Source organism: Neobacillus niacini NBRC 15566, from assembly GCF_001591505.1.
GTDB lineage: Bacteria > Bacillota > Bacilli > Bacillales > Cytobacillaceae > Neobacillus > Neobacillus niacini.
In genome coordinates, this window is the sequence record NZ_BCVA01000034.1 from 46,214 (window position 1) to 68,310 (window position 22,097).

The window sequence follows — 22,097 nt, forward strand, 5'->3', positions numbered from 1 at the left end:
GGAAAAAACGAAAATGGGAGTGGGAAGAAATGCAACAACAGGAGAGACGCTATAGTACCATGACAGAGCAAGAATTAAAGCAGGAAATCGCTCAGCTGCTAGAGAAAGCGCGAAAAGCAGAGCAAATGGGGATGGTTAGTGAGTATGCTGTGCTCGAGAGGAAGGCCGTTATGGCACGTGCCTATCTATTGAAGCCATCCAATTTCAAGCCAGGAGAAATTTATGAACTGGAAGGTGACCCAGGGGAATATTTTAAAATAGACTATCTAAATGGTGTATTTGCTTGGGGATACCGCTTAAAAGGTGATGGGAAAGAGGAAGCCTTACCCATTTCAATGTTAAAAGAACTTAAATAAATAAAACAAACCAGAGAACAAGTCTCTGGTTTGCTCCTGTTTGGGGACTACATAAACTCAGGTGTATCCTTTTCACGCTGACCAGAAGCACGCATCCGCTCCTGCGGGTGTGTATTGATTGTGCCATCGGCTCTTCTAGAAGCATATTCTGCTTTTGCTCTAGGCTCTCCCTCTAACTTGTTGTTGTTTTGGTTAGGGAAATTGGTTTCTTTATTTCTCATGCTGTACCTCCATTAAAAGGGAATGAGAAACCATGAATAGCAAAGTGTCGTCACACCAGTGCTTATCACGTGATAATAGTATTCGAATTTTAGGAGCAGGTTATGTTATAAGAAATTGGCAATGAGGTGAATGTATGAATGATTATCATGAAAAATTAGCAAAGCTTTTGTTAGAAAAAAACGATATGCTCTCCTATAATCAAGCAAGGACGTGGGTTGAATTAATGTGGGAGGATTTCGAAACAACCGCTGCAAAGGCAGGAAGGGATTATCTTGGCAGTGAAATGACCGAAAGAATTGTGAGACAATGGATAGAAAATTATGGCGGAAGACTCCATGACTTTGTGGCTAAAAACCCAAAATATAAAGAATTTCTCAAACCAGACAAAACATCGTTGAACTAATGACCACAGTACCGGTAAACCAAGGCTCTTCCGCATGTATAAATAGCAACGAAAAGAAGCGAAATCTACTCTGATTCCGCTTCTTTTTTATCAACTCGGTATAATACTGAGCTTTTTTCGTAGTTTCTTTTCACTAAACACCCAGCCTGTGTAAGAGCTTATTGGGTTTAGCTCCAAGTCTAACTGGACTACTGCAACGAAAGGATAATGCCCGTTGCTGCGGTACCTTAAATCAATGAATCGAACTTCGTAATGGTCATCGTACTCATCTAATTCCCAACGGTACACTGGAGAGAACGATAGAAAGGCCGCAAGATTACTATCTTTTTTAGCTGCCTCGAGGACTGGCGTTTTGGGAACAGGTACCCGCTTGAAACGATCGTATATAACAATATTTGTTCCCATTGCCCTGCCAACAAAAAATTCCTCTTCATTCATAACAGCTATTCTCCAGAAGTTAAACTTCATGGTTGGTGACGTAATGATATCAGTCGCATCGGGAATCATTTTTCTAACGGCTGCCCGTACTTTCGCTTGGGCATAAAAACGAAGTAAATAATACCCAAATAAAACGACAAACATTGTTAAAAAGGTATATCCAGGATGTGCGCCGATAACCCAAATAACAATGGCTGCCACATGAATTCCAAAGATGATAGGGTCAAAGGTATTAATTACTCCCAGCGCCACCCATTTAGATGTAAAAGGTCGAAGTGCTTGTGTTCCATAAGCATTAAAAATATCTACAAAAACATGGATGAAAACCGCTGCAAATGTCCAGCCCCATAGGTGAAGAAGATTTGCCCCTGGAAAGAAGGGGAAAATCACCGCTATTAGAATAAGGGGCCATAAAAGCACAGCCGGTATTGAATGAGTGACACCGCGATGATTACGAATATAAATCGCATTATTTCTTAACTTTAGAACGGTATCAATATCAGGTATTTGTGAGCCAGCGATGGTAGCAATTAAAACACTCGTGGCAGTTGCTGAGTTACTTGCAACCACTGGGTCAAGAGTCGCAAGACCGCCAAGGGCAATTCCCATAACAACATGAGTTCCAGTATCCAAAAGGAAAAATCCTCCTTTAATAAGTTCTTGTCAAAATACTTAAATTGGCTTATCGTTAATAAAATGCTTATTATTATATTCCCTTATTTCGTTTTGTTTAACAGGCTGGAGGAACTTTTGTAATGGTAAATGAGTTGAAAAACATAGAAAATATCTCAATAAAAAATTTTCAGGAAGATTTATTATCCTGGTTTAAAGCCGAACAACGCGACTTGCCATGGAGAAAAGATCAAGATCCATATAAAGTATGGGTATCCGAGATCATGTTGCAGCAAACAAGAGTGGATACGGTTATTCCTTATTTTAATCGATTTATACAATGGTTTCCAACAATAGAAGATCTGGCCACCGCAAATGAAGAAAAAGTTCTAAAAGCGTGGGAAGGGCTAGGTTATTATTCACGGGTCAGAAATTTACATTCAGCTGTCAAGGAAGTAAACGCCAAATACGACGGTAAGGTACCGGATACACCAAAGGAGATTTCAAACCTTAAGGGAGTGGGTCCCTACACTGCAGGTGCAATCTTAAGTATTGCCTATGGTATTCCTGAACCAGCGGTAGATGGGAATGTGATGAGAGTCTTATCAAGAATCCTATCGATTTGGGAGGATATCGCGAAGCCATCAACAAGGAAGGTATTCGAAAACGCTGTTAGGCAGATTATCTCCCATGATGATCCTTCTGCTTTCAATCAGGCATTAATGGAACTGGGTGCATTAATTTGTACTCCTACATCCCCATCTTGTCTACTCTGTCCAGTACGGGATCATTGCCAAGGGTTTCATGAGGGAGTCGAGACCGAACTTCCTGTCAAAACGAAAAAGAACTCACAAAGAAGTGTTGAGCTTGCAGCAATTATTGTGAAGGATGAAAGTGGAAAAATATTAATTCATAAACGTCCTGAAAATGGGCTGCTAGCGAATTTATGGGAATTTCCAAATGTGGAACTTCATGAACCATTTGTAATCGAACGCGCCCAAATTGCCGGCCTATTCAGAGAATCATTTGATATGAATATTAAGTTAGAAAAGAATATTGGTCAAATAGAACATGTTTTTTCCCACCTAGTCTGGAATATCCGTGTATATATAGGCAAAATTGGCTCGGATTTTTCGCAAAATAGTGAATGGAAATTTATCACTTTAGATGAAATAGAAGAGCATGCTTTTCCAGTTTCTTTTCATAAAATGCTTAAGCTTTATAAAGATTATATTTAAAAAAGAACGCCATGTGAGGGCGTTCTTTTTAAATTAATCATAACTAACTTGTGTTCCATGTGTATAATCGGCTTCTTGACGCTTTATCCCGCCGCGATTTTCAATTTCCTCTATGATTTCACGATGAATCGTAACACCTTCACTATTTAAGTATGGTGCAATTTGCTGCAATGAGTGGTGAAAAAAGGCTAGTTCGCTGTCCCTCCATTCAGCTTTAGAGACCATAGAAAGCTCTGTCATATCCCGTCCTACATACATAATCTTCTTCCTTTCTCATTCTCATTTAATAGCCTTAGGTTTTGTAATCAATTGTCAACTATACATTAAAACGCTAAAATGAATACAAAACTTGTTTTAGAAGGGAATTTGAATAAATGACACAAAAAGTAGCACTCATAACAGGAAGCAGCAGAGGAATTGGGAAAGCGACAGCTTTAAGGCTGGCTCAAGAGGGATATGACATCGTCATCAATTATGCAAGAAGTAAAAGTTCCGCACTAAAAGTTGCAGAAGAGATTGAAGCTTTAGGCAGAAAAGTATTAGTAGTAAAGGCGAATGTCGGTGATGTTAGTAAAATTAAAGCCATGTTCCAACAAATCGAAGAAGAATTCGGCAGACTGGATATTTTTGTTAATAATGCAGCCTCAGGAGTTCAACGCCCTATTATGGAATTAGAAGAAAACCATTGGGATTGGACCTTAAATATTAACAGTAAAGCTTTACTATTTTGTGCGCAAGAAGCGGCCAAATTAATGGAGAAAAATGGCGGCGGAAAGATTGTCAGCATAAGTTCTTTAGGATCTATTCGTTATTTAGAAAATTACACGGTCGTAGGGGTGTCTAAAGCAGCCTTAGAAGCCTTAACAAGATATTTAGCAGTAGAATTAGCTCCGAAAAATATCGTGGTTAATGCTGTTTCTGGAGGGGCCGTTGATACAGAGGCCTTGACACATTTTCCAAATCGTGAGGAGCTTCTCCAGGAAGCCAAGGAGAAAACTCCAGCGGGACGAATGGTCGAAATCGAGGATATGGTAAATTGTGTGATGTTCCTTTTGTCTGAAAACTCTAGTATGATCCGAGGGCAAACCATTATTGTCGATGGCGGGATTTCGTTATTGGTGTAAGAGTAAATTTTTTTGAAACTTTTTTGGATAGTCTTTTCACCTCCTGGGTATCTTAATTTTTGTGGAGGTGATTAAAATGGCAAACAACTTCAACCAACAACCAAACAAAACTTCTGCTGGAACTAACATCCAAGAAGTTAGACAACAAAATGCACAATCTCAAGGTTCAGCTGGTCAATTCGGAACTGAATTCGCTAGCCAAACAGATGCTGCTGAAGTTAGAAGACAAAATCAGCAATCTCAACAAGGTTCTGCTGGCGCTGCTGGTTCAGCTGGTCAATTCGGAACTGAATTCGCTAGCCAAACAGATGCTGCTGAAGTAAGAAGACAAAACCAGCAATCTCAAGCTAACAAAGGCCAAGGAAATTCTGGTCAATTTGGTCAAAGCTAATAAATTCGTAAGCAGAAGGCGCTCTCATTCGAAAGAGCGTCTTCTTTCTGTGAAAAAAACATTTTCGACAAAACTTCTCCCAAGTTTACATAAGTAGTCAAAGGATATAACTGCTGATTAAAGAATACATATTAGATAGAAAAAATAAGGCGGTGTGGTAAATGGATCATTTTAACCGTTTAGTATCTGAGCAGATGTTGACAATGGAAAAATTACTATACCTTCAGGGAGAACTTGAACGTTGTCAAGAAATCGAACAACAACTACAGACTATTCAAAACGAAACCGAGTTAGAAAGTGTTCAATTTGATATCAATCAAATGAAAAAAGAGTTAAAAGAAATTCAGGAAGTTTTTGAAAAACAAACAGAAGAAGTGATTCAATCCTATCGTGAAAGTGACTTAGAACCTTCCATATAGGCCAAAAATGTAAAAAATAGTGAAAAATAGGTAATTTTTTTCAAAGAGTCATTGAAATCAATGGCTCTTTTGTTTTAAATTCTTTATTCAACCGTTATAATAATAAGAAATAGTAAATGATTTGTTACCATTTGTCGATTAAGTACAGGAATAAAGGTTACAAAGCGTTTAGGAAGGAAGAAGGGGAGAATCATGGGCGTACCCATCGAAGGAGAACCAATACAAATACATAGCTATAAACACAATGGGCACATCCATCGCGTCTGGGAAGAAACGACCGTTTTAAAGGGATCCCAAAATTTAGTGATTGGCGGGAATGATCGCACAATTGTAACGGAATCAGATGGAAGAACGTGGATTACAAGGGAACCAGCGATTTGTTATTTTCATTCACAATACTGGTTTAATATTATTGGTATGATTCGTGAAGATGGTATTTACTACTATTGTAATCTCAGCTCACCATTTATCTTTGATGGCGAAGCAGTTAAATATATTGATTATGACCTCGATATCAAGGTATTCCCTGATATGACGTTTAATTTGTTGGATGAAGATGAGTATGAACGTCACCGTCGTGAGATGAAATATCCCGAAGTGATTGACCAAATATTAAAACGAAATGTTGATAAGCTCATTCAATGGATCCGTCAGCGGAAAGGCCCATTTGCACCAGATTTTATTGATATCTGGTATGAGCGTTACTTAACTTACAGACGTTAATGGAAAATGTCCAACGCCATGGAAAGATGATGAAGGCACCTACACGGTATAGTAGCTGCCTTCATCATTTTTCCATGTTCCTATTGATGTAACAGCAGAAAGGAGGGGCAATCTTGAGCAGTGTTCGCAGGTATCTTGAATTTGTTAAGCCATATCGTCTTCAAATCTTTGGGACGATTATTATCGGGATTGTAAAATTTGCCATTCCTCTAATCATACCCATGCTCATTAAGTATGTTGTGGATGATATTATTGGAAAAGGTGGTTTAACCAATGATGAGAAAATAGAAAAACTACTTCTGATAATGGGGGTAATGATTGTTGTTTTTGTTTTCTTAAGACCACCAATTGAATATTATCGCCAATATTTCGCACAATGGACATCAAGTAAAATTTTATATGATATCCGTGACCGTATGTATACCCATATCCAGAAACTCAGCTTTAAGTATTATGCTAATACACGTTCTGGAGAAGTCATTTCACGAGTTATAAATGATGTTGAACAGACAAAAACATTCGTAATGACCGGTTTAATGAATTTGTGGCTGGATATCGCCACAATTGTTATCGCCATCATCATTATGTTTTATATGAATGTCAGTTTAACGTTGGTTTCGATTTTGTTATTTCCACTTTATGCGATTTCAATCAGATACTTTTTTGGCAACTTGCGTAAACTTACAAAGTCTCGTTCTCAAGCGCTTGCTGAGGTTCAGAGTTACCTTCATGAACGTGTGCAAGGAATGCCTGTCATAAAAAGTTTTGCAATCGAAGAGTTTGAGCAGACACAGTTTGATAAACAAAATAAAAACTTTTTAGATAAAGCGTTAGAGCACACCAGTTGGAATGCAAAGGCGTTTGCAGCGGTTAACACCATTACCGATATTGCTCCTTTGCTTGTGATCGGATACTCTGCATACCTTGTTATACAAGGAGATTTATCGTTGGGGACCATGATTGCGTTTTTTGCGTATATTGATAAATTGTACAATCCGTTAAGAAGGCTTGTGAACTCTTCCACAACCTTGACGCAGTCCTTCGCGTCGATGGATCGGGTATTTGAATTCATGGATGAAAAATATGATATTGTTGATGCTCCGAATGCCGTCGAATGCAAGGATGTGAAGGGGGACATTACGTTTGACCATGTTCACTTTAGCTACAATGAATCAGAGGAAATGATCCTGAAAAATATCAACCTTAATGTAAAAAAAGGTGAGACGATTGCCCTTGTTGGGATGAGCGGTGGAGGCAAGTCGTCACTTGTCAGCCTAATACCTCGTTTCTACGATGTCACTAAAGGAAAAATACTCTTAGATGGAGTGGATATCCGCCACTTCCAGGTCCAATCCCTCCGAGATAAAATAGGAGTGGTTTTTCAGGATAATATCTTATTTAGTGAATCTGTTAAGAACAATATCTTATTAGGTAAACCCGGGGCAACGGATGAAGAAGTTTATCAAGCTGCTAAAGCAGCCAATGCCCATGATTTTATCGAAAATTTAGCAAATGGGTACGATACCAAGGTTGGGGAAAGAGGCGTTAAACTTTCAGGCGGTCAAAAGCAACGAGTCGCTATTGCCCGCGTTTTTTTACGAAACCCGCCGATATTAATCTTAGATGAGGCAACTTCAGCTCTTGATTTAGAAAGTGAACATCTAATCCAAGAAGCACTTGATAAATTGGCGAAGGATCGGACCACCTTTGTGGTAGCCCACCGTTTATCGACCATCACCCATGCTGATCGAATTGTTTTAATCGAACATGGCCAAATTGTTGAAGTAGGTAAACATGATGAATTAATGGAGAAAAAGGGAAATTATTATAGATTATTTCAAGTTCAGCAGTTAGAACAGCATAAAGAAAAGGCTCCGCTGGAGGCATAGAAAAAAGCAACAAAAAATGACGTATTGGTATACGTCATTTTTTGTTCTCTTTTATTCTATATCCTTCTGTTCAATCGATACCTCATTATGATGGAAGGAGTGAAAGCTAGTTATTAATGTATCTAGATGTTCAACCTGTTCCCCGTAATCAATGATGGAGGAGATTATTTGCATAGTATGATACAAATGCGGGTCGTCTTGATGACTGTAGAGCTTTTGATGGCTCAAGAATAACTCGAATAATTCCTTATTATTAATACAAGTATTTGTTTCATTGTCCAAAGGTGTTGGAACTTTGCCAATAAACCTAAGCATTAATTGCTCATGATGGTAAATCACACTGTCGAGCTGTTCTTGAATCGACTGTTGAAAATTTTCTGGCAGATGAAGGATTTCGTTTTCAAATCGGTGAAGTTTTTTTAATGTATCCAGTGCCTTTTTGGCACTAGAACTCATTTGCCTGAAGACTACTAGTTTTCTTGACTTTTCTAAGCTAATCTTTTTAAAATAACTTCTTTCTTCTTTATACATTAAATAAAACTGTTCTATTTTAATTAAATTATCTTTTAATTTTTCAATATCTGCCTTTAGCAAATTGTGGTCAAAGTCATGCCGAGTACTTAATCGAATCCAGCGAATAATTTCCTCTGTCGTCCCTGTAATTTTAAAATACAGCTTGTTTTCATATTTAGGCGGCAGGAAAACAAGGTTTACCACAAAGGCAGAAAAGACGCCAATCATGATGGTTGAGAAACGGATTCCGGCAAACGGTATAAAATCGGTACCAGGGGTTTCCATAATTGAAATTAGCGTTACAAGAGATAGTCCGATTGTATTTTCAATTTTTAATTTAAGGTTGATAATAATAACAATTACAGCAGCTAAGCCAATGATGATAATGTGATTTCCTAGTAGAAGAACAAATATCACCGCAAGAATCGCACCGATTAAATTTCCTTGTATTTGTTCAACAATCGTTAAATAGGAACGATAAATCGTTGGCTGGATTGCAAAAATTGCAGCAATGCCTGCCAATACAGGAGAGGGTGAGTGCAGCAGCTGGGCTAAGTAAAGGGATAAGACAATTGCAATTCCCGTTTTAAAGATGCGGGCACCTAACTTCATTCCAAATAGTTTCCTTTCAATTTTGAGTGATTTATATATAGTTTACGTCATTAATGAACAAGTACGTACTATATCATGGATTAAACAATTTTATCAAGAGATATTATATGAATTTTTATCAGCAATAGTTAAAGATATTTGTTTAAACGTAAAAAAAGAACGTCCACTTAGTAAGCGGACATTCTTCTAATATCATTCTGTAGAAACAGCTGGGTCAGCTTGTTCTTTGACTGGAACAATTTGAATAAAGTGATCTTCTGGGTTAGAGAGCAACGCACGAAGCTGATTTGCCTCTTCTGTCTGACCATCATTGGCCAGTACATCTGTATATTTACCAAGAAGCTCATTCACATCTTTTTTCCCATTGTCGGTTAAGCTCATGACGGAGACTTTAGCACCTTTAGCAATCCTTCGCATGATCGCTTCTGCTGTTAAACCTAATTCAGGCTGTTGGCGGACATAAACGACTCCACCAGTCATTCCTGCACAAATCCATGGACCAGGATCTCCTAAAACTAAGCCGCGGCCGTTTGTCATGTATTCAAAGGCAAAACCCTTAATATTTGCATTGGCACCGATATTACCTGTTTCTTTCTCAGGAATAGGCTTCTTCACAAAGCCCCCGATGATTAGGTCAGCACCAGAAAGACGAATTCCTGCACGGGCGTCAGCATTACCTTGAGCTACAAGAAGACCTTTTTGTGCGCCATATCCGAAACCTTTTCCAACAGAACCATTATAATAATTGCCGTCTTTTCCTTTGGACTTCAGGATATAAATATTACCACCAAAAGAAGTTTTACCAACTCCATCTTGACCTCCGCCGTTAACCGTAATTTCAATTCCGCCGCTATTATACGCTCCTAATCCATTACCAGGAATGGAGCCATTCTTATACTTCAGCTGTACAGGAGGGAGTTGCTGGTAAGAACCATCAAGTCTTCCACGGACACGATGACAAGAAACTCTGCTTGCTAAGACACGCTGTTCAGAAGTGACGCTACTGAATTCACGAGAAGAGTGTAATTGATCTACGCTGGCGTCTAAATACTCAGCACCAACGGCCACTTGCAATTGAACTTCTTGTAATGCCTTAGATTCTTCTGTTTTTGTGAATTGGCTAATCTCTAATGGCTTTAATAGATACGATAGGTTAAGCCGATTTTTTCCTTTAACCTGCTCTAATAAATCAGAGCGTCCTACCGCGTCCTGCAAATTAGTTATACCGACAGAAGCCGCCAGAGCTTTCAATTCGTTTCCAAAGGATGAAAATAGATTCATGATACCATTAACAGCAAGGTCAAGTTGACGTGGTACAAAACGTCGAAGTCCATGTTCCTTCGCTTGAACTTCAGATTCAATTTGTGTAGCAATCCCGACATGACAGGTATCTAAATGACATCCACGGCAAGTAGTACAGCCAATTGCAAGCATTGATAGTGTTCCAAAACCAACACGGTTTGCACCAAGGAGCATAACCTTCATAACATCCAGAGCACTCTTCATGCCGCCATCTGCCCAAATTTCTACTTGATTGCGGAGTCCACTTTCAAGAAGGGCATTATGGGCTGCTTTTACACCGATTTCAACTGGAAGTCCAACGTGCTGAAGCGCATGGATTCTGGCAGCACCCGTACCGCCATCAAAACCGCTTAATGTTATAATATCAGCGCCAGCTTTAGCGATACCAACAGCAATGGTGCCGATGTTCGGTACAACTGGTACCTTTACAGCAATTTTTGCTTGGTCATTGCCTGTTTTTAACTCAAGGATCATTTGTGCAAGATCCTCAATGGAATAAATATCATGATTATTTGATGGTGAAATTAAGTCAGATCCAAGTGTGGCATTACGTGCAGCAGCAACTTTAGCTGTAACCTTCGAACCAGGTAAGTGACCGCCTTCGCCAGGCTTTGCACCTTGACCAATTTTAATTTCTAATAGATTAGATGAGTTTAAAAGCTCAGCGTTTACGCCAAAACGTCCAGAGGCAATTTGCTGTCCTCTAGTTTTTGGGTATTTACCAAGCATATCCTTGATTTCTCCGCCTTCACCATTGAGACTGACCATGTTTAAGCGGTCAGCACCTTCAGCATAAGCTCTAAAGGCAATCTCATTCTGCGAACCAAATGACATAGAAGAAATAATAAATGGTAAATCATGTTCACCAACTGTAATGTTAACATTTTCTGGCGAGATTGTTTGATTGCTCTGCTTTAATTGAATTAAATGACGGATTGTTGTTGGATTTTGCTCTTCTTGTTCGCTGATTTTTTCCCGGTAGGCACTGTAGTCACCAGTTGCAGCAACTTCACCTATCGCCTTCCAAATACGTGGGAATAAGTGGAACGTTTTCCCGACTCTTTCCTTCTCATTCTGATAATCCACAGCTCTAGCAAAAGCGTCATTCTTCATTGCTTCAAAATCATTCTCAATCTCTGTGGAGCCAAAAAAGTTAACTATATTTAATATATTGGCAATTTCAGCGTGTAGGCCAATGCTCGAGTATAGCCGGCCGTATCCTCGTAATTCATGAATGCCAATGGTTGAAATTACCTTTTCAAGTCCTTTCGATAATGCATTATAGAGGTTAATCAAAGGTTTATTATCTTCATCAAGCACTGTCATGAACATATAATAAGGGCTGATTAAATCTGCACCTAATCCAAAAACTGTCACGATGTCATGCAGCGAACGAATCGCAGCTGAACGAAGTACTAATGAACTATTTCTTCTTAATTCTGCCTTTACCAATGCTTGATCGACGGCAGATGTAACTAAATGTGGATCAATCCAGTAAAAGTCTTCCTGATGGGCGTTTGCGTCATCAAGGATGATTAATGACTTTCCTGAAGTAACCGCTTGAACGGCTTCATCCGAAATTCTTGTTAGTGCCTTATCAATGCTTTCATCTTTCCTAAAGGTTGCCGAAATAAACGCGACAAGCTTTTGCTTTTGGAAATGCTGAACGACTTGATCAAAGCTCGGCTGCCCAATCGTTTCTGAACAGCTAAAACCAGCCTTGCCCTCTAGTAGGAGGGGAGTGGTCAACTCAAGAATACTTTCTATTTTATCTTTTTTGAATAAACCAGGACGCTTTCCAATAATTACCCTTGTTGAAAAGTGTTCCGTTTCACGGTCGCGGTCAATGGCTGGATTGGTAACAACTGCTACACTTTCTTTAATATAATCCGCAATGTTTTTGCGTTCAGGATTCAGTGCAGCCAATGGTGCGTCATGACCAAGGGAGCGAATTGGCTCGACACCTTTTTCAGCCATTTGCTCAATAAATTGAATGTGGTCTCTTTCCCAGCCAAACGCTTTATATTGTCCATTATGAATTTTGTCGGGATAATTCATGGTAATCGTTTTTTCAAACGTTGGCACTTGTAAACGTAATCTAGAATTTCCAAGATTTAAGCGGTTGGAAAAGCGGTTATAAACCTCTCTTTGAAAGCGGTTCTGCTCGTAAACTTCTAATTTATGATTGTTCCACTTAAAGCCGACTTTTTCTCCAGGAGCCAAAGGCTTAGGTTCGTTGACATACTCACTAGAAGGGATGATCCCTGGTTCAGATGAAAATAAATAAGAAGTTTCAATCTCAAGCATCCAAAGAGGGCGTAGACCTAATGCATCTACACTAAACGCTGCTTCATCTCCATATCTAGAAATAATGCCAGCAGGACCTTGCGCATAATGACCCCAAGCTTCACGAATGTAAGTATATAAGTCTTGTAAGTCAGGAGAGTAGGCTTTAATTTCATTGATAATAGGCGGGAATAACAAATCCATTGCCTCGAATAATGTATATCCTTCACGGCATATTAAGGTTTCCATTGTCCGGCTTAAATCTTGTGAGTCACTGCCGTCCTTTACGAGTGGAACACCAATCATTCTTGCTTCATCACGAAGTTTGGCAATGGTATTAATTTCTCCATTGTGACCGAGCACACTAAAAGGCTGTACACGGAAAAAACTGGAAAGGGTATTGGTAGAGTAACGATTATGACCGAGAGTAATCGTTGAGGCAACAATGGGACTAGCTAAATCCTTATAGTAACGAGAGAGAATATCGCCAGCGCCCATAACTTTATATACTGCATGATTTTGGCTTAGCGATGCAACATGCACATGTTCATTGGTTTCGAAATCGATAATTACTTCGAATAAGACTTTCGTCAGTTCTTGCCCTGCTTGTTCAGAAAGGCAGGCAAATTGCCAGAAGACAGGGTTTTCTTGGATCGCAATGGGACCTAAAGCACTTGAATCTGTGACTTGATTCGTTTCAAAAATGACTTCTAAACCATAGTTTTGCAGTTTCTCTAGTAATTCTTGTTTAGTAGGTAACCAGTCAGCTTTTTGGCTGATAAAAACATGACCTACAGCAAAGCCAGTATGATCTGTATGAGACGGGTCTACACCAGCACTTTGTAATTTTTCCTTCCAAAGTGCCGTTGGGATATCAACATGAATCCCAACCCCATCCCCTTCACCATTAATGAAACCAGCACGATGATTCATGGTAACTAAGGCATCTATGCAATCAAAAATGTTTTTTCTTGTTGGAAGTTTGTTTTTTTCGAGACAAGCGACAATTCCGCAGGCATCGTGCTCATGTTTGTGGAAATCTTTAAAAAGGGAAGGAGTCCATCTTTCTGTCATATAAATTTGGCTTCAGCGGATGTCCATCTAAAGCCGATTCACCTCCTATATAGGTATTTAGTGTAAGATTTGCTGCCATAAAAAACGGGGAGTTATAGAAATTTTTAGAAAAATAATAATTTTATATTATCATATGAATTTTCAGAAATCAAATAAATATACAAAGAAATGGATAGAAAATTGAGGAAACAATAAGGAAGAGAAATGGAAAAACTGTTGAATTGAAAACGTTTTCAAAACAAAGCAAAAAATATAGAGAGTGGTTTTCACTCTCTATATTTGAATAAAAAATGTATATTTATTCGGTTCTAAGCGCAGAAAATGCATTATTTACAGCATGAAGTGTAGCCTCTATGTCTTCTTCAGTATGAGCAATGGTTAAGAACCATGCTTCATATTTAGAAGGTGCAAGATTTATTCCTTGTTGCAGCATTAGCTTGAAGAACTTGCCGAACATTTCACCATCGGTATTTTCTGCCTGCTCATAGTTTTCAATTTTTTCGTTTGTAAAATAAACCGTAAGTGCACCCTTCAAACGATTGATGGTAATTTGAATATCATGCTCTTTAGCTGCCGCTAAAATTCCTTGTTCAAGCATAGCTCCTAATCGATCAAGGTAATCATAAACTCCATCTTGCTTTAGCACTTCAAGACAGGCAATCCCCGAAAGAATGGAGGCTGGATTACCTGCCATTGTTCCTGCTTGATAGGCTGGGCCTAGTGGCGCAACTTCTTCCATAATTTCCTTGCGTCCGCCATAGGCTCCAATTGGCAGACCGCCGCCAATAATTTTCCCTAAAGCTGTTAAATCTGGCTGAATTCCTAATAAATCCTGTGCTCCACCATACATAAAGCGGAAAGCTGTAATGACTTCATCATAGATGACGAGTGCACCTGCAGCATGAGTAAGATCATTTACCTGCTGTAAGAATCCCGGCTTTGGTTCGACAATTCCAAAGTTCCCGACAATCGGTTCCACTAGGACAGCAGCGATTTGGTTGCCCCATTTTTCTAACGCTTCCTTAAAAGGTTCAATATCATTAAAAGGTACGGTAATCACTTCTTGGGCGATACTCTTGGGAACTCCTGCAGAATCAGGGGTGCCGAGAGTAGAAGGACCTGACCCGGCTGCAACAAGAACAAGGTCAGAGTGACCATGGTAACAACCTGCAAACTTAATAATCTTATCTCTTCCAGTATAGGCACGTGCTACACGAATCGTTGTCATGACAGCTTCAGTACCTGAATTCACAAAACGAACCTTTTCTAAAAAGGGCATGGCTTCCTTTAGCATTTTTGCAAACTTTACCTCATGCGGGGTAGGAGTTCCATAAAGAACACCAGTCTCTGCTGCTTTTTTAATCGCTTCTGTAATATGAGGATGGGCATGACCTGTAATAATCGGACCGTAAGCAGCTAGATAATCAATATACTGGTTTCCGTCGACATCCCAAAAATAGGCTCCTTGAGCTCGTTCCATAACCACTGGGGCACCGCCGCCAACGGCTTTGTAAGAGCGGGAGGGGCTGTTTACACCACCAACAATATGTTCTAACGCTTCATTATGTATTCGTTCTGAATTAGTAAATTGCATTCCTTTTCCTCCTTGAAATGGATTCCTTCCTATAATATCACTTTTTTAATCGACTTTTATTTGTTTTACTTTTTGAAATATTTCTCGGTCCTGATACTTTAGCTATGATTGTTGATATTTTATTGTCCAAGCTGGCATAGAATGAGACTAACTGATTCTACCCGAGGTGTACGCTTATGTTTTATTTCTTATTACCAATCGTAATCTTCTGTATTTTTATGAGTATTAGAACGTTATTTATTCCAAACACCGTAAAAGGAAAGTTTGTTTCTATTGAAAATGCACTTTTTTTGGGGTCTATCTATCTAACTGTTATTCTTGGGTTTGGGCTCATCTATTTATTATTTGAATTAAAAGGAATTTCATTACTTGTTGAGGTAAATGGTGAAAACAACTATAACTTGTTTGAAACAAGCTTTTATTTTAGTGCAATGACATTATTTTCCGTTGGAAATGGAGATGTTATTCCACACGGTTTAGGGAGAATGGTAGCTGTTGTGGAAGCATTAATTGGCTATACACTGCCAGCAGCATTTGTAGCTCGGGCATTGATGGACCGTGAAGTAAAGGATATTTAATAGTTGTATTGTTCATCATGTTTGGTTAGGCTTATGGAAGAGAATACTTTCCATGAGGTGGTTTAAGGTATGACAATAGAGTTAGGCAAACAGGCTCCTGATTTTGAATTGTTAGCAAGTAATGGTGAAAAAGTGAAATTGTCAGATTTAAAAGGTAAAAATGTTGTATTGTATTTTTATCCTAAGGATATGACACCGGGTTGTACGACCCAAGCATGTGATTTCAGGGATTATCACGGTGACTTTTCACAGATGGACTCTGTTATTATTGGCGTTAGCCCTGACCCTGTAGCAAAGCATGAAAAGTTTATAGAAAAGTATAACTTACCGTTCGTACTTTTATTTGATGAGGATCATCAAGTTTCTGAATTGTATGAGGTATGGAAGTTAAAGAAGAATTTTGGTAAAGAATATATGGGAATCGAAAGATCGACATTTGTCATTGATAAAGAAGGTAAATTGGTGAAAGAATGGCGGAAAGTTAAAGTAAAAGGGCATGTGGAAGAAGCTTTACAGTATGTTAAAGAGAATCTAGTGTAAAAGAGTCATATTACAGCACACATAGGAGCTTTACTTCAATTAGAAGTAAGGCTTTCTATATAGAAAAAAATAAGCGGGGAGATACCCGCTTATTTTTTATAGCCGAAGCCGGCTGATATTTCTTTGCTAATTGACAGTAAGGATTGGGAAAGCTCATTATTTTCATCTTGTGGGATAGATTCAGAAAAACCTACAACGGTTACGCTTCCGAGGAGTTTTCCCTGATAATTTAGAACTGGTATGGATACCGATGATACTGATGGTACCAGCGGTTCCCTTGCAAAGGCAATTTCTTTCTCACGTATAATACCACATTCTTCTTCAAGCTGACTTAGCTTTTCAGGAGGAATTTGCCTGTATTCTTTCTCTTTCCATTCGCGAATCATTTGCTCTTCCATAAATGCCATAAACACTTTGCCTGAGGCAGATCGAATAGGAAGTATGGTTCCTATTTGAGCACCAATATTTATTCCGCGATTTTTATTATAATCTTTAATAATCATTGGTCCGCTATGTGTCCAGCTGGAGAAAAGAACGGTACTCGAAAATATATCGTTTATCTCATGGAGATAAGGAGAAATACGGTCGATCACATTTTCTTGGTCTACAGCAGCCATCCCATACTCAATCAACTTGCTCCCCAATACATATTCTCCTGTATCCTTGTAACGAAAGAGAAGGCCTAATTGTGTAAAGGTATTTAAGTATTTATAAAGATTACTTTTGGTAATCTGGGTTAATTCTTGAATTTCAGAAAATTTTAACGGCCTGCCTTGTTTGGCGATCGAATCTACAATGCCCATCCCTACTTCTAATGATTGGATGGTAGTTCCTTTTTTCATGACTTCCATATTGAACCTCCTAAAGACCCTAATCCCTATATTATCATAGCTAGTGTTGTAAACAATTATAGTTAAATTCTTGAAAAATGGAAAATTTTATGGATATAGTAATAGAAAGACCTGTGATGAAGGAGTTTTACTATTAAAATGGATACTAAATTACAGATAATTGAGACTTCGACACCTCTTTTCCAACATTATGGCTATAAGGGTGTAGGGGTAACCGAAATCATAAAAGCTTGCAACATTTCAAAAGGTTCATTTTATCACCACTTTCCAGACGGAAAAGAAGAATTATTAATTGCCTGTCTTAAGTCGATTGATGAAAAAATTACAACGCATATAACTGAGATTTTCAATCAATATCCTACTACTAAAGAAGCAGTGCGGGCGATGATCGATATATTGGTGAACGATTTTGAACAAGAAGGCAGGATTGTTATTTCTACCTTCACTAGCATTATAAGTGAAATAGGTTCCCTAAGTGAATCTGTGCGCAATGCCTGTTCGGACCTTTACCTGAAAATGCAAGCTATATATTCTGCAAAGTTAGAAGCAGACGGATTTTCAATAGAAAGTGCAAATTCTATTGCTCTCATGATGATTGCTTCTATAGAAGGTGCGATCATGCTCTGTTTAACACAAAATTCAAGTCAGCCACTAAAGGTCACTGCCCGTGAATTACCGAAAGTACTGAACAATGTAATGTAATTTTTTTATTATTAAATAAATAATTTCTAATTAAAAATGAAGCTGCCTTAACGTCATTAAAACGGATGTAAAAGGCAGCTTTTTTTTATATGTCATACTAAATTATAGCAATAAATTTTGAGTATATCAAAATAGTAATCTAATTGTTGTGCCTATTTAGAAAAATTAAAATTGTTTGACTTTGGTATAACATTATTATAATATTTTACTAACAAGTGAGATTACAACTATGATTTACGAGAAAAGAAAGCGATTACATATAAAATGTAATATTTTAAGGACAATTGGCCTAAAAAACTTCTTACATTTTCAATCGTTTTTTTATTTTTAGTAGGATTGGACTGACCGGTCTGTTTAAAAATTGTATAATGTGAGTTTTAGACTTTAGCGTTGCGCTTAAATTAGACCGACCGGTTTGTTTAGGTGAGCATTAACAATTAAACCATCTTCGCCAACACCTATAAGGTGTAGAACTATTAAATGATAGGAGGTTTTACAATGCTAGATAATTTAAAAGAAAAAAGTTCAGGTGTTGTTCGAACTGTTCTTGGACTGGTTCCAGCTGATGAATTAGGTGTTGTACTCATTCATGAATCACTTCTTTCTGTAGTGCCAGGTGCGGAATATGCTCCAGAGATTAATATGGACAAAAGCGAGATATTTGAGGTGTTAAAAAGAAAGTTAACTGAATTCCGTCGAAATGGGGGGAAAACCATTGTCGATCGTACTGGAATGTTCCATGGTCGTGATGTAAAACTCTATGAAACTCTTTCAAAAACAACAGGCATACATATTATAGCCTCAACAGGTTTAGGACCGGAGCCAATGTTAAGTGGTTACTTTGTTACACCGCAAAAGAATCCGCCCACCCCGTGGTCGGCAGAGCAATTTGCTGATTTGTTCGCTAAAGAGGTGATGGAAGGAATTGTGGTACCTCGTATTGAACGCTCAGGTCTTGCAGGTTTAGTGACGTCCATCGCAAGTCGAAGCGGTATTACGGAAAAAGAAACAAATTTATTCCGGGGGTCTGCTCAAGCAGCGCTTATTACTGGAGTACCGGTGTCTGTTCAATATGGAGCAGATGCTGTAAATGATTTAGAGGTCTTATTAGGTGAAGGCATTGAACCAAACCGTATTATCATTGGTGGGCTTGACCGTCTCGATGCAGTAGAACGAAGGGAAGTATTCGCAATAGCACGCCGCGGTGCCTATGTGGCATTAGACCATGTTGGCTGGGCTTCATACGAAGGCTATGTGAGCGACGAGCAGCGTGTTCAATTAATTGTTGAGCTATTTAAAGAAGGCCTGGGCAACTGTGTATTAATCTCCACGAACGCAGTAGGTGTTGCAAAAGGTCATGAAGCGAAAAATCTCAGCTATGATTACTTGCTGACAACATTTGTACCATTGTTACGAAAAGCAGGGCTAACGGACGAGCAGGTTCGTTTTCTTTTAGAAGATAACCCACAACGTGTACTTACTTTTGGTACATCAGCAGCTGCGGAAAAAGAATCCGTAGTGGCAGCAGAGCAAAAATAAACGTGAGGAGTGAATAAATAGATGGCTAAAGTAAATACGGTTTTAGGTCCGATACCGGTAGAAGATTTAGGGATTATAGCAGTTCATGAGCATATTGGCTTTGGTCTGCCAGGATGTGATTTAGATACTCAATGGTGGAAAAAACCAGAAGAAGCGTTTGAAGTGACTATCGAAAAATTACGCCGCTTCCGGGAACATGGTGGAAAAACATTTGTAGATTGTACAGGTATCGGAAACGGACGTGATGTCGAATATTTCCAAGTGATTTCACGTAGAACCGGTGTTCATATAATTGCTGTTACAGGCTTCGTAGCAGGGGACTCAGCTCTGCCATATTTCCGTGAAAAATCAGTCGAATATCTGATGGATTTATTCATTCATGAAATTACGGTTGGGATAGACGGAACTGGAGCAAAAGCTGGTGCTATTAAGGTAGGTGTAAGCCGTGGTGGTAAATTAAGTGAACTTGATAAACGCATTTACCGTGCAGCGGCACGCGCAGCATTAAAAACGGGTGTTCCAATTATTACACATTTATGTGTTGACGCTGAAACAGCCATTGCTATTTTCAATGAAGAAGGTTTGCCGCTTGATCGTGTACTAATGGGACATGCGGACGATGGCGGTTATCTAGATGAAAACCGTGATAATTTGATTGCGAATCTAGGTGGCTGGGTTGGATTTGACACCATCGGTTACGACAGTGAAATGGTCGGTGCGCCATATTGGTCTCGTCCGCGACAAGATCGTGTGGAACATTTCCTTCGTTTCCTAGATAAGGGTTATGTCGACCGTGCTCTTATATCAGCAGATGCCAACTGTTGTGCTCTAGGATGGCCAGGATTAAAAGGGCATTCAGTAAACTACCTGTTTGAAGAATTCTTACCGGATCTGCGTAAAGCGGGTGTGGGGGAAGAAGTATTTGAACAACTTTTAGTACACAATCCAACAAAATTCCTAACCATGCAGGAACCGAAAGACATCAATCCATCGTTAGGACGTACAAAGCAAGAATCTCGTTAATAGGAAAAACGAACAATGTTATCAACGGGAGGTTAAGTCAGATGACAATTAAAGGAATGGCCTATATTGCAGGGGCATTTGAACATCCAACACGTAAGGCTCCGGAAAAATCCGTGGCAGCCTTACATGCTGAATGTGCGAAAGGTGCATTAGACGATGCAGGACTAAATTTCTCCGATGTAGACGGTTATTTTTGTGCCGGAGACGCTCCGGGTGGAGTGCTGTCGATGGTCGATTATTTAGGTCTAAATGTTCGACATGTTGATGGTACTGATACTGGCGGTTCTTCGTACATTGCTCATGTCTCACATGCTGCACAGGCAATCGCTGCAGGTAAGTGTAATGTTGCGTTAATTACAATGGCAGGTCGTCCACGCTCAGAAGGGAGAAGCGGTGTTAAACAGAAGCTTGTTGGTGCAAATGTTCCAGAAACACCGTTTGAACTTCCTTTTGGACCAACTGCTGTGAATGAATATGCAATGGCTGCGATTCGACATATGTATGAATTCGGAACGACAAGCGAGCAATTGGCATGGGTCAAAGTGGCTGCTTCACACCATGCACAATACAATCCAAAAGCAATGCTGCCTGATGTAGTTACCGTGGAAGATGTAATTTCCTCTACTATGATTGCTGATCCATTACATAAATTGGATTGTTGTGTTGTAAGCGATGGCGGTGGTGCATTAGTAGTGGTAAGACCTGAGATTGCGAAAAGTCTGAAACGTCCACTAGTCCGGGTTATGGGTGCAGGCGAAGCACCAAAAGGGTTACTTGGAGGGAAAACCGACTTAACATACTCAGGAGCGATTTGGTCAGGACCAAGAGCATTCGAGGAAGCGGGAGTTACTCCTCAAGATATTAAATATGCTTCTATTTATGATAGCTTCACCATTACTGTATTAATGCAGCTTGAAGACTTAGGTTTTTGTAAGAAGGGTGAAGGCGGGAAGTTTGTCGCTGATGGCAACCTAATTTCAGGGATTGGAAAGCTTCCGATTAATACAGACGGCGGTGGATTGAATAACAATCACCCAGCAAGTCGCGGCGGCATTGTAAAAGTGATTGAGGCAGTTCGTCAGCTCCGTGGAGAGGCACACCCAAAAGTGCAAGTTGAGAATTGTGATATTGCGTTAGCTCACGGTACTGGCGGCGGGCTGGCAAGCCGTCATGGCAGTGCAACACTTATCATGGAGAGGGTGTAAACAATGGGAACTACATATCAAGAAAGAACGATGAAAATCCCTGAAATTCATCCGGAACATAAGGAATATTGGGCTGCTGCTGCAGACGGAAAACTTCTTCTTAAGCAGTGCGATTCCTGCGGGGAATATCATTATTATCCCCGTGTAATATGCCCATACTGCATGACTGATAAAACAAGCTGGGTGGAAGCAAAAGGCACTGGAAGCGTCTATACCTATAGTGTAATGCGACGAGGTGTCCCATACGCGATCGCCTTTGTTGAACTCGATGAAGGACCGAGAATGATGACAAATATCGTTGATTGTGATTTAGATACAGTGCACATCAATCAGAGGGTAAAAGTGGTATTCAAGCAAAGCGGGGATCAAGGTAATCCAGGACCTTATATACCTTGCTTTACACCTGTTGAAGGTTGATAGGAGATTACCGTCACTTAAGTTAATAAGCTAATTAAGGCGTGTT

22 protein-coding genes are annotated in these 22,097 nt (G+C 39.3%); 15 read left to right on the forward strand and 7 right to left on the reverse strand.

The window, feature by feature from the left end:
- Positions 1–29 precede the first annotated feature (29 nt).
- Complete coding sequence (locus tag BANA01_RS20670) at positions 30–356, forward strand: YfhH family protein (protein ID WP_063254532.1); 327 nt, start codon at positions 30–32, stop codon at positions 354–356.
- Between the two features lie 47 nt (positions 357–403).
- Here the strand turns inward: BANA01_RS20670 and BANA01_RS20675 are convergent, their stop codons facing one another.
- Complete coding sequence (locus tag BANA01_RS20675; RefSeq protein ID WP_063254533.1) at positions 404–577, reverse strand: small, acid-soluble spore protein K; 174 nt, start codon at positions 575–577, stop codon at positions 404–406.
- Between the two features lie 134 nt (positions 578–711).
- Here BANA01_RS20675 and BANA01_RS20680 point away from each other — a divergent pair, with 134 nt between their 5' ends.
- Positions 712–981 carry a YfhJ family protein gene (locus tag BANA01_RS20680; RefSeq protein WP_063254534.1) on the forward strand — a complete coding sequence of 90 codons (270 nt, stop codon included), beginning with the start codon at positions 712–714 and terminating at the stop codon, positions 979–981.
- Between the two features lie 90 nt (positions 982–1,071).
- Here the strand turns inward: BANA01_RS20680 and BANA01_RS20685 are convergent, their stop codons facing one another.
- A complete protein-coding gene (locus BANA01_RS20685) occupies positions 1,072–2,052 on the reverse strand; it encodes a metal-dependent hydrolase (protein WP_063254535.1) in 981 nt (326 codons plus the stop codon).
- A 122-nt stretch (positions 2,053–2,174) separates the two neighbouring features.
- On the opposite strand from BANA01_RS20685, the gene mutY reads away from it, so the two are divergent.
- Entirely contained in the window at positions 2,175–3,269 is a 1,095-nt protein-coding gene (mutY, locus tag BANA01_RS20690; RefSeq protein WP_063254536.1) for an A/G-specific adenine glycosylase, read from the forward strand.
- Positions 3,270–3,302: 33 nt separating this feature from the next.
- Here mutY and BANA01_RS20695 read toward each other — a convergent pair whose 3' ends face one another.
- The gene (locus BANA01_RS20695) at positions 3,303–3,527 is read right to left on the reverse strand and encodes a hypothetical protein (RefSeq protein ID WP_063254537.1); all 225 of its coding nucleotides are present in this window, start codon (positions 3,525–3,527) and stop codon (positions 3,303–3,305) included.
- Positions 3,528–3,643: 116 nt separating this feature from the next.
- Here BANA01_RS20695 and fabL point away from each other — a divergent pair, with 116 nt between their 5' ends.
- The 5 genes from fabL (at position 3,644) to BANA01_RS20720 (ending at position 7,815) form a co-directional block, all read left to right on the forward strand.
- Positions 3,644–4,393 carry an enoyl-[acyl-carrier-protein] reductase FabL gene (fabL, locus tag BANA01_RS20700; protein WP_063254538.1) on the forward strand — a complete coding sequence of 250 codons (750 nt, stop codon included), beginning with the start codon at positions 3,644–3,646 and terminating at the stop codon, positions 4,391–4,393.
- A gap of 76 nt (positions 4,394–4,469) precedes the next feature.
- Positions 4,470–4,784 carry a gamma-type small acid-soluble spore protein gene (locus tag BANA01_RS20705; RefSeq protein WP_063254539.1) on the forward strand — a complete coding sequence of 105 codons (315 nt, stop codon included), beginning with the start codon at positions 4,470–4,472 and terminating at the stop codon, positions 4,782–4,784.
- Between the two features lie 161 nt (positions 4,785–4,945).
- Positions 4,946–5,203, forward strand: a complete 258-nt coding sequence (locus BANA01_RS20710) for a YgaB family protein (protein WP_063254540.1) — start codon at positions 4,946–4,948, stop codon at positions 5,201–5,203.
- Positions 5,204–5,395: 192 nt separating this feature from the next.
- Positions 5,396–5,926 (forward strand): nucleoside tri-diphosphate phosphatase, encoded by a 531-nt coding sequence (gene ntdP / locus BANA01_RS20715; RefSeq protein WP_063254541.1) that lies wholly within the window; start codon positions 5,396–5,398, stop codon positions 5,924–5,926.
- Between the two features lie 113 nt (positions 5,927–6,039).
- A complete protein-coding gene (locus tag BANA01_RS20720; protein WP_063254542.1) occupies positions 6,040–7,815 on the forward strand; it encodes an ABC transporter ATP-binding protein in 1,776 nt (591 codons plus the stop codon).
- Positions 7,816–7,866: 51 nt separating this feature from the next.
- Here BANA01_RS20720 and BANA01_RS20725 read toward each other — a convergent pair whose 3' ends face one another.
- The 3 genes from BANA01_RS20725 to BANA01_RS20735 form a co-directional block, all read right to left on the reverse strand.
- Complete coding sequence (locus tag BANA01_RS20725; protein ID WP_063254543.1) at positions 7,867–8,940, reverse strand: FUSC family protein; 1,074 nt, start codon at positions 8,938–8,940, stop codon at positions 7,867–7,869.
- A gap of 192 nt (positions 8,941–9,132) precedes the next feature.
- Positions 9,133–13,602 carry a glutamate synthase-related protein gene (locus tag BANA01_RS20730; protein WP_063254544.1) on the reverse strand — a complete coding sequence of 1,490 codons (4,470 nt, stop codon included), beginning with the start codon at positions 13,600–13,602 and terminating at the stop codon, positions 9,133–9,135.
- A 298-nt stretch (positions 13,603–13,900) separates the two neighbouring features.
- On the reverse strand, positions 13,901–15,196 hold the full coding sequence (locus BANA01_RS20735) for a glutamate-1-semialdehyde 2,1-aminomutase (protein ID WP_157411842.1): 1,296 nt from the start codon (positions 15,194–15,196) through the stop codon (positions 13,901–13,903).
- 176 nt (positions 15,197–15,372) lie between these two features.
- On the opposite strand from BANA01_RS20735, the gene BANA01_RS20740 reads away from it, so the two are divergent.
- Positions 15,373–15,774, forward strand: coding sequence for a potassium channel family protein (locus BANA01_RS20740; protein WP_063254546.1), 402 nt, complete (start codon positions 15,373–15,375; stop codon positions 15,772–15,774).
- A gap of 69 nt (positions 15,775–15,843) precedes the next feature.
- Positions 15,844–16,314, forward strand: a complete 471-nt coding sequence (gene bcp / locus BANA01_RS20745; RefSeq protein ID WP_063254547.1) for a thioredoxin-dependent thiol peroxidase — start codon at positions 15,844–15,846, stop codon at positions 16,312–16,314.
- 89 nt (positions 16,315–16,403) lie between these two features.
- Here bcp and BANA01_RS20750 read toward each other — a convergent pair whose 3' ends face one another.
- Positions 16,404–17,165 carry an IclR family transcriptional regulator gene (locus BANA01_RS20750; protein WP_063254548.1) on the reverse strand — a complete coding sequence of 254 codons (762 nt, stop codon included), beginning with the start codon at positions 17,163–17,165 and terminating at the stop codon, positions 16,404–16,406.
- Positions 17,166–17,303: 138 nt separating this feature from the next.
- Here BANA01_RS20750 and BANA01_RS20755 point away from each other — a divergent pair, with 138 nt between their 5' ends.
- The 5 genes from BANA01_RS20755 to BANA01_RS20775 all read left to right on the forward strand — a co-directional run bounded on the left by BANA01_RS20755 (position 17,304) and on the right by BANA01_RS20775 (position 22,051).
- Positions 17,304–17,867, forward strand: coding sequence for a TetR/AcrR family transcriptional regulator (locus BANA01_RS20755; protein WP_063254549.1), 564 nt, complete (start codon positions 17,304–17,306; stop codon positions 17,865–17,867).
- Positions 17,868–18,365: 498 nt separating this feature from the next.
- Positions 18,366–19,406 (forward strand): phosphotriesterase family protein, encoded by a 1,041-nt coding sequence (locus BANA01_RS20760; protein WP_063254550.1) that lies wholly within the window; start codon positions 18,366–18,368, stop codon positions 19,404–19,406.
- 21 nt (positions 19,407–19,427) lie between these two features.
- Positions 19,428–20,429 carry a phosphotriesterase family protein gene (locus BANA01_RS20765; RefSeq protein WP_063254551.1) on the forward strand — a complete coding sequence of 334 codons (1,002 nt, stop codon included), beginning with the start codon at positions 19,428–19,430 and terminating at the stop codon, positions 20,427–20,429.
- Positions 20,430–20,470: 41 nt separating this feature from the next.
- On the forward strand, positions 20,471–21,634 hold the full coding sequence (locus tag BANA01_RS20770; RefSeq protein WP_063254552.1) for a thiolase domain-containing protein: 1,164 nt from the start codon (positions 20,471–20,473) through the stop codon (positions 21,632–21,634).
- A 3-nt stretch (positions 21,635–21,637) separates the two neighbouring features.
- The gene (locus BANA01_RS20775; protein WP_063254553.1) at positions 21,638–22,051 is read left to right on the forward strand and encodes a Zn-ribbon domain-containing OB-fold protein; all 414 of its coding nucleotides are present in this window, start codon (positions 21,638–21,640) and stop codon (positions 22,049–22,051) included.
- Positions 22,052–22,097 lie beyond the last annotated feature (46 nt).